The sequence below is a fragment of the Microbacterium bandirmense genome (assembly GCF_037204185.1).
Taxonomy (GTDB): domain Bacteria; phylum Actinomycetota; class Actinomycetes; order Actinomycetales; family Microbacteriaceae; genus Microbacterium; species Microbacterium bandirmense.
In genome coordinates this window covers 1-7,016 of record NZ_JBBDGM010000026.1, presented here as the reverse complement: position 1 = coordinate 7,016, position 7,016 = coordinate 1, and the positions used below count along the sequence as shown (strand labels likewise).

The 7,016-nt window shown below is 66.7% G+C and carries 8 protein-coding genes; 5 read left to right on the top strand and 3 right to left on the bottom strand.

The features are described from left to right. The first annotated feature begins 150 nt into the window (after positions 1 to 150). The 5 genes from WDU99_RS17095 to WDU99_RS17075 all read left to right on the top strand — a co-directional run bounded on the left by WDU99_RS17095 (position 151) and on the right by WDU99_RS17075 (position 4,525). The gene (locus WDU99_RS17095) at positions 151 to 990 is read left to right on the top strand and encodes a F510_1955 family glycosylhydrolase (RefSeq protein ID WP_053548208.1); all 840 of its coding nucleotides are present in this window, start codon (positions 151 to 153) and stop codon (positions 988 to 990) included. A gap of 586 nt (positions 991 to 1,576) precedes the next feature. Next, positions 1,577 to 2,647, top strand: coding sequence for an IS110 family RNA-guided transposase (locus tag WDU99_RS17090; protein WP_337333678.1), 1,071 nt, complete (start codon positions 1,577 to 1,579; stop codon positions 2,645 to 2,647). A gap of 223 nt (positions 2,648 to 2,870) precedes the next feature. Next, positions 2,871 to 3,272, top strand: coding sequence for a four-helix bundle copper-binding protein (locus WDU99_RS17085; protein ID WP_155048977.1), 402 nt, complete (start codon positions 2,871 to 2,873; stop codon positions 3,270 to 3,272). Between the two features lie 144 nt (positions 3,273 to 3,416). Next, entirely contained in the window at positions 3,417 to 3,926 is a 510-nt protein-coding gene (locus tag WDU99_RS17080) for a DUF305 domain-containing protein (protein WP_337333677.1), read from the top strand. A gap of 338 nt (positions 3,927 to 4,264) precedes the next feature. Next, a complete protein-coding gene (locus tag WDU99_RS17075; protein WP_337333676.1) occupies positions 4,265 to 4,525 on the top strand; it encodes a CopG family transcriptional regulator in 261 nt (86 codons plus the stop codon). A 103-nt stretch (positions 4,526 to 4,628) separates the two neighbouring features. Here the strand turns inward: WDU99_RS17075 and WDU99_RS17070 are convergent, their stop codons facing one another. Genes WDU99_RS17070 through WDU99_RS17060 form a run of 3 tightly spaced genes read right to left on the bottom strand, consistent with a single transcriptional unit; the run spans position 4,629 to position 6,827 of the window. Further along, a complete protein-coding gene (locus WDU99_RS17070; protein ID WP_337333675.1) occupies positions 4,629 to 5,009 on the bottom strand; it encodes a hypothetical protein in 381 nt (126 codons plus the stop codon). A gap of 31 nt (positions 5,010 to 5,040) precedes the next feature. Further along, positions 5,041 to 5,892: a hypothetical protein gene (locus WDU99_RS17065; RefSeq protein WP_337333674.1), complete on the bottom strand. Its 852-nt coding sequence runs from the start codon at positions 5,890 to 5,892 to the stop codon at positions 5,041 to 5,043. A gap of 44 nt (positions 5,893 to 5,936) precedes the next feature. Then, positions 5,937 to 6,827 (bottom strand): hypothetical protein, encoded by an 891-nt coding sequence (locus tag WDU99_RS17060; RefSeq protein ID WP_337333673.1) that lies wholly within the window; start codon positions 6,825 to 6,827, stop codon positions 5,937 to 5,939. Positions 6,828 to 7,016: the final 189 nt, after the last annotated feature.

Sequence of the window (7,016 nt, the reverse complement as noted above, 5' to 3'; positions counted from 1 at the left end):
TCTAGGACCCGACTCGGGCGGGCCCAGAAACGTTCGGCCCGCCCTCACCGGCCACCTCTTTGCCACGCCCTCGACATCCATTACATGTCGGTGCGCTCCTGCCGCGCGCCGCGAAGCCAGGCCGTCCCGCGGCCGCCACCGGAAGCCATCATGAAACGCTCACTCCTTCTCGCCACTGCCACGGTGACCGCCCTCGCCGTCATCGCCACCGGCTGCACCGCAACACCACTCGGAAACCCCGACTCGGCACCCCGCATCGACCACATCCACGGCATCGCCGAAGACCCACGTGGCGATGACCTGCTCATCGCCACGCACAACGGCATCTTCACCCTCGACCCCGGCGGGAAGATCTCCGGCCCGATCGGCGGACACGATTTCGACGCCATGGGATTCACCGCCTGGAAAGACACGCTGTTCGCGTCCGGACACCCCGGGGAAGACACCCCGCCTGAACTGGGAGCCCCGAACCTCGGCATCATCCGCAGCGACGACTACGGGAACTCCTGGTCCCCGATCGCCCTCAACGGGACCACCGACTTCCACGTCCTGACCGCAGGACCCGACGGCGTCCTGTACGGCATCCCTTCCAGTCAGGTGAACCTACTCACCAGCACCGACGAGGGAAGCACCTGGACAGAGCGTGCACCCCTCGGCGCCGCTGATCTCGCCGCCACCGAATCCGGCGTGTACGCCGCCGCCGAAGAAGGCCTCCTCCTCAGCACCGACGGCGGCAACACCTTCACGCCCGTCGATGCGGCCCCTGTCCTGTACGCCCTGGAGGCGCGCACGGACGGCACCCTTCTTGGTGCTGGTACGGACGGCGTCCTGTGGTCACAGGACGAAAGCGGTGCCTGGCAGCAGCTGGAATCGCTGCGCGGCGCCGTGCAAGCCCTCTCCGTCATCGACGAGCGCATCATCCTCGTTGACGACCGTGGCATCGTCGAGATCTCCACAAACGGCACGACCGTCCTCAGCCCCGCCCAATAGGGGAGCGGATACCGACAAAGCCCCGCGCTCCAAGACTTCTCATGAACAAGCCCAAGAACCCATTGCGGAATCTCACGTTCTTCATCACAGCCGCGACGATCGCCGTCGCCCTCCTCGCCATCGCCAGTTTCCTCACGATCGGAGCGATCTTCCAATGACCCGCGCCGGAACCCACCCGCTCGATCCTGTGCGAACGCATCGACGCCTCGTTCGCCTCGGGTACGTGCTCCTGGCCACGGGCCCGGTCCTCGCACTCGCGCACTTGCTGAGCGACACGCAATCGACCGATGCCGCCTGGTGGACCTACACAGTCGCCAGCTACGACTGTCAGTCTGTTCCTGCCGCATCCCGCGAGGATGAGGAAGTCCTGGCCGGAGTGTTCTGACCCTTGCTTACGATTGGCCCGCAGGGTGCCTTGGCGTTGATCTGTCGAGCCTCCGGCCGGGCGCGCAGTAACCGCTGCCGCCGGATCGGGCGTGACCTGATAGGAGCCTGGAGCAGTCTCGACAACGCGTCCCCATGACAGTCCTGTCCACCCGCCGGCGACAGCGTGACACCACGCTAACGGCAGGAGGAACAGAAGAACATGACCGAGATTGAGACCGCCCGTTCGGGGCACGTCGTTATCGGCGTCGACACCCACAAGCACATCCATGTCGCCGCGGTGATGGACTCGATCGGCGGGATCCTCGCGACGCTGACGATCCCGACCCATGCCGCCGGGTTCAGGCAGCTGCTGGAGTGGGCGGCGGGTTTCGGGAAGATCATCGCATTCGGGATCGAGGGCACCGGTTCCTACGGGGCCGGACTGACCTCGTTCGTTCGTCGCCACGGGCATAAGGTGATCGAGGTCTCACGACCCGATCGGCGGCTGCGCAGGCTCAACGGCAAGTCCGACACCCTGGACGCGGAGAACGCCGCCCGAGCCGTGCTCGCCGGGTTCGCGACCGCGATTCCGAAGACCGCGGACGGCGTCGTCGAGATGATCCGTCAGCTGAAAGTCGCGCACGATACCGCGGTGAAGGACCGCACCGGCGCGATGGTCACTCTCAAAGCGATGCTCGTCCACGCCACCGAGGACCTGCGCAAGGAAACCGCGAAGAAGACGCAGAAGATGGTCGCGAGGCACTGCGCCGCGCTCCGCCCCCGCGGGCTGGAGGCCCCGGAAGACGCGAACCGTCACGCTCTCCGGTCGATCGCGAAACGCTGGATCGCACTGAACGAGGAGATCACCGACCTCGAGGGCATGATCGAAGAACTTGTGATGCAACGGGCGCCTCACCTGCTGGACGAGTTCGGGATCGGCGTCGACACCGCCGCGGAGATCCTCATCGTCGCCGGCGACAACCCCGAGCGAATCAAGAGCGAGGCGGCGTTCGCGAAGCTCGCCGGGATCAGCCCAGTTCCGACCGGCTCAGGGATGACGAGCGGCAAGCATCGCATCAACCACGGGGGCCACCGGCAGCTCAACGCGGCGATCTACCGCACCGTGATCGTCAGGATGAGATTCCACGAACCGACAATCGCCTACGTCGCCCGCCGCACCGCCGAAGGCAAGAGCAAACGCGACATCATCCGATGCCTGAAACGCTACGTGATCCGCGAGGTCTACCACCTCATCAAGACAGACCCCAGAACCGGCGAAATCATGAGTTGACAACTATAGGAGCATCATCGCGCTGATCATCGTCATGGCTGCCGTGGCATTGATCCTGCGGGATCCCCCGCCTGGGGGAACGGATCAGCGAGACACTGCGCCCTGAGCGTTGAGGCCGCATCACGGCTGGGGTTACCATGCCCTCCCGGGGTATTCAACGGGGTGCAGCAGGCGACACCGCGATCGTAGTTTGAGAGCTCCAGGACGACGAGAGGATTCGATCATGACTGTCGCAGCAGAAATGCTCCGCACCTATCCGAAGGACCTCGGCCAGGTCGACCAGAAGGCGCTCGTGGACTGTATCGAGGCCTGCATGGAATGCGGCCAATCGTGCACCGCATGCGCGGATGCGTGCCTGAGCGAGGAGATGGTCTCAGAGCTCACGAAGTGCATCCGCACGAACCTGGACTGCGCCGACCTCTGCGACACCACCGCGCGCATCCTATCCCGACACACCGGCTACGACTCCAACCTCACCCGGGCAGCCCTGGAAGCGTGCCGCACCGCGTGCGCGAGCTGCGCCGACGAGTGCGAGAAGCACACCATGCACGAACACTGCACCGTGTGTGCCGCGGCCTGCTGGCGATGCGAAGACGCGTGCGCCACACTCCTCGCAACCCTCTGAACCGGACGCTCGTCAACCGCGCGACGCGCAACCAATCCAGACGAACAGGTGAATCACATGTCACAGGACGCCCATGAAGGAAGCGAACGACAGGCAAAGGACAAGAAGCACGGCTCGCTGAAGATGTACCTGCGTTTCGCGGCGATGATCCTCACCGGCATGGTCGTGATGTACTGGACGATGTTCGCCGGAGTGTGGGAATGGGGACACATCCGCTTCAGCGAGAGCCGCGTATTCATGGCCCTCACCATGGGCGGCGCCATGGGCCTCGTCATGCTCGCCTGGATGCTGAACATGTACAAGAACACCAAAGCGAACATCGCCGTCGTCATCGTCAGCGTCCTCCTGCTCGGAGGCGGCGTCGCGCTCGACCGTAGCCAGATCACCGTCGACGACACCGCATACATGCGGGCCATGATTCCCCACCACTCCCTTGCGATCACCAGATCTGAACGAGCGCAGATTCAGGACATCCGGGTCTGCGAGCTCGCCGTCGGAATCAGCGAAGCTCAGCGGCGAGAGATCCTAGAAATGGACTGGCTGATCGACGATATTGAACGCAACGGACTCGCCACGACACCCGAGGACGCGCAGAACCGGCCCGTTCCCGACTTCGACCGGGCTGCCGACCGTGAATGCGCCGACGACGAGTAGCGATGCCCGGGCGCGGCCCAGATGTCTGCGACGAGATAGTCACCAAGGTCCGCTGAAAGTCCCCACCGAATGAGTTTCGGAGAGTCATTGCGGCAGCTCGCCGTGAGACTCTAACCGAATCAGTCAGAAATGATGGGTTGCGCGACACCTGCCGTCGCCGTTCGCGAACGGACTGCGTGTGTCTCCGCGAGATCAGCCGGAAACCCTTGCCGTTTGGTGGTTATTACGAACGTTTGTGGCAGGCCTTCCGAGCCTTAGTTCTGGACCGCGCCGAAAACGATCGTTTTCGGCAGGGATTGGCGGCTTGCCATTTTCGTATTTCGTAATACGATGGGTCTATGGGAAAGCGGACAATCCGGGGGCGCGAAGTATCCGACGCGCAGGTGCAGGCGTGGGCCGATGAAGCTGAGGCCGGTTACGACGTCGATGAGCTGCAGAAGCGGTGGGGACGTCCGCCTCGGGCCGAGCGCGCGTCGCAGGTGGTGCCGACGCGCTTCTCTGACGCGGAACTGGCCGAGCTGATGGCGCGCGCCGACCGCGAGGGCTTGGATCGCTCGGCTGCGATTCGGGCTGCTGTGCGCGCGTGGGCGCACGCGTGATCGCCTCTCCGTCTGCACGCAGGCACATCTAGTTCGCGGAGACCGCGGCACTCGCAGAACGGCGTTGGTTGCTCCGCGCCGGTGTGAGGCGGCCAGCAGTGCACTACTCCAGCGTGAGCACGTCCGTCTCCGGCCAGTCTTCGTAGGTGATGCTGACGGTCACGGGGCTGCGGCTGATCTCGTCCGGCATCTCGAATTCATGCGTTGTCGGAGACATGTCCGCGGTGCAGGGATCGTTGGGCGACGGGCCGAAGGTCAGGTCAACGCGGTCGGGTCCGTCGGCAGTGAGCGCAGTCGCGACGGGAGGGCAGCTCCCACTCCCCCAGGTCACGATGGCGAATGTCTCCCCGGGGTCGACCCAGGTTGCGACAGGGCCTTCACTGAGTGGCTCGACGACGAGCCCGTCCGGCACGCCGCGCCGCACCTCCTGCGCAACCCCCGGACCGGGATCGCTGCAGCCGGCCAACAGGAACACGGCGACCACGACGCCGACGCTCGCGCGCCCAGTGCGCCACTTACTCATGGGTTGATTCCGGACGGATGCCGTTGCCGCGCGCCTGCGCGACGAGCACGGCCTGCAGGTCGGTCATGGTGACCAGGCCGATCTCGGCGATGCGGCGCGCCACCGCGAACCGCAGGTTCTGCACGCGGCCCTCGGTGGAGGTGAAGGGGTCGTCGGCCGGGCCGAACGCGAGCCGCGCGACCGAGCGGATCGCGTCGTCGACGCGCTGCGCGCGCTCGAGGTTCCAGGCGTGGCCTCGCCAGGCGAGCACGCGCTCGTAGATCTCGCGGTTCGACGGCGGGCGGGGGTAGTCGTCGGCGCCGCTCAGCCAGGGTTCGGTCAGCGCGAGCGCCACGTACCATTCGCGCGACCAGCGCTCGAGCTGAGGTGCGGCGGCGGTGGCGTCGTCATCGCCGGCCGGCAGCGGGATGCCCGTCCAGGCGACGTGCTCAGCATCGTCCTGCACTGCCTCGACGTCGAGAGTCACCACGAGGTCGACGAATGCTCCCGAGCCGGTCTGGCGGCCGCGATAGATCAGCAGCTGGTTCTCGCCCTCGTCCAGCAGCGCCGACATGCCCTCCGACAGGCTCACCCGGCGAGCGCCACCCGGTGCGTCGAACAGGCTCGAAAGCTGCGCCGGAGTGGACGCATGCCAGCGCAGCCGGACGACCTCCTCGCCGACGCTCACCTCCCCACCGAGACGCGAGACGTGCGGGGCGACGTGCGGCAGGGCGAGCGCGGTGACGTTCACCGCCGAGTCGTCGGCCGGCAGGGCTGCGTCGGGCGAACGGCCCATCAGCAGCGTGTCTCCGGAGCCCAGCACCACCGTGGGAATCCCCGCACCGCGCAACGTCACTCTCAGCACACTCGCCCCTCCGCGCCCCAGCGTAGCGTGCGCGCGGAGTGTGCTCACGGCGTCGGCGGGCGGTCCTCGGTCAGGTACTCGTAGGCGGCCATGCCGAGGATGCCCGGCACCTGCAGCATCCCCCACGCGCCGTTCTCGTCGAAAGCGCCTTCGCTCATATCGCGCACGATGTCGCCGTAGCGGGTGCCCTCCATCGAGTCGTTGATGGCGCCGCCGATCATCGTGCCGGCCGACCAGGCGGTGCCGAGCGTCATGTCGACCTGAGGGCCCATCGCCTTGAACGCCAGCGGAACGCCGTGCTCGATCCCGCTCGCCACGTCGCCGTTCTCGACGGCGCTCACCAGACCGTGTGCGTCGGCGACGGTCGAGTACACGTCGAGCCCCGTCATGCCGACGCTCGCGAAGCCGCTGAGTCCCTTCTCGGCGCGGGAGATCGCGCCCGACAATTCGAGCCAGTCGTCGCCACCGCGCGGCAGTTCGCTGAGCACACGCCCGAGCATGGCTTGGCCCGGCAGCGCCACGAGCACGTCGCGGATGCTGCCGAGCCGTTCTTCCCAGTCCACGGGGGCGGCGGATGCCGTTGAGCCGGATGCCCCGGCCGTGCCTCCCGCGGCCGATGGCGCCGCGCCGGCCACCGCACTGCCAGAGCCGGCCACGCCGTCCGTGCTGACGGCGAGCTGCTGCTCGGCCTCGCGCACGAGGTGCAGTCCGGCCTCGCGCAGCCGGCCCGCGACCGTCGCCATGGCGGGCAGGGACTCGTCGCGCCATCGCGCGCGCATCCGCTCGCCATCGGGACCATTCCAGGTCAGGTCCGACTGGAGTGCCAGCGTCGTGCGCCCTGCGACGGTGATCAGCTGCTGCGCCGCGGCGGCGAAGGCACCCGCGGTGGCGTGGAGCTCTTCGACGTTCGCGCCCCATACTGCGTTGTTCGACATGCGCCCATGGTGACCGCACCGCCTCCGCAGCGCCAGCCTGCGTGGGGTGGAAACTTCCGGCTCATCTCAGACGGCGCGATGTCGCCGCGAGGGCGTGCGCCCGAGCTACGGATCGGTGTCGCCCATGGGTTGTTCTACCCATCGTCAGACGCGATTTCCGCATCGTAGGGTGTTCGCGGAGGTGTGCTA

What these genes read in the sequence shown, in the direction of transcription:
- WDU99_RS17095 (WP_053548208.1), top strand. Translation starts at nt 151, where the DNA reads ATGAAACGCTCACTCCTTCTCGCCACTGCCACGGTGACCGCCCTCGCC.
- WDU99_RS17080 (WP_337333677.1), top strand. Translation starts at nt 3,417, where the DNA reads ATGATCCTCACCGGCATGGTCGTGATGTACTGGACGATGTTCGCCGGA.
- WDU99_RS17075 (WP_337333676.1), top strand. Translation starts at nt 4,265, where the DNA reads ATGGGAAAGCGGACAATCCGGGGGCGCGAAGTATCCGACGCGCAGGTG.
- WDU99_RS17085 (WP_155048977.1), top strand. Translation starts at nt 2,871, where the DNA reads ATGACTGTCGCAGCAGAAATGCTCCGCACCTATCCGAAGGACCTCGGC.
- WDU99_RS17090 (WP_337333678.1), top strand. Translation starts at nt 1,577, where the DNA reads ATGACCGAGATTGAGACCGCCCGTTCGGGGCACGTCGTTATCGGCGTC.
- WDU99_RS17060 (WP_337333673.1), bottom strand. Translation starts at nt 6,827, where the DNA reads ATGTCGAACAACGCAGTATGGGGCGCGAACGTCGAAGAGCTCCACGCC.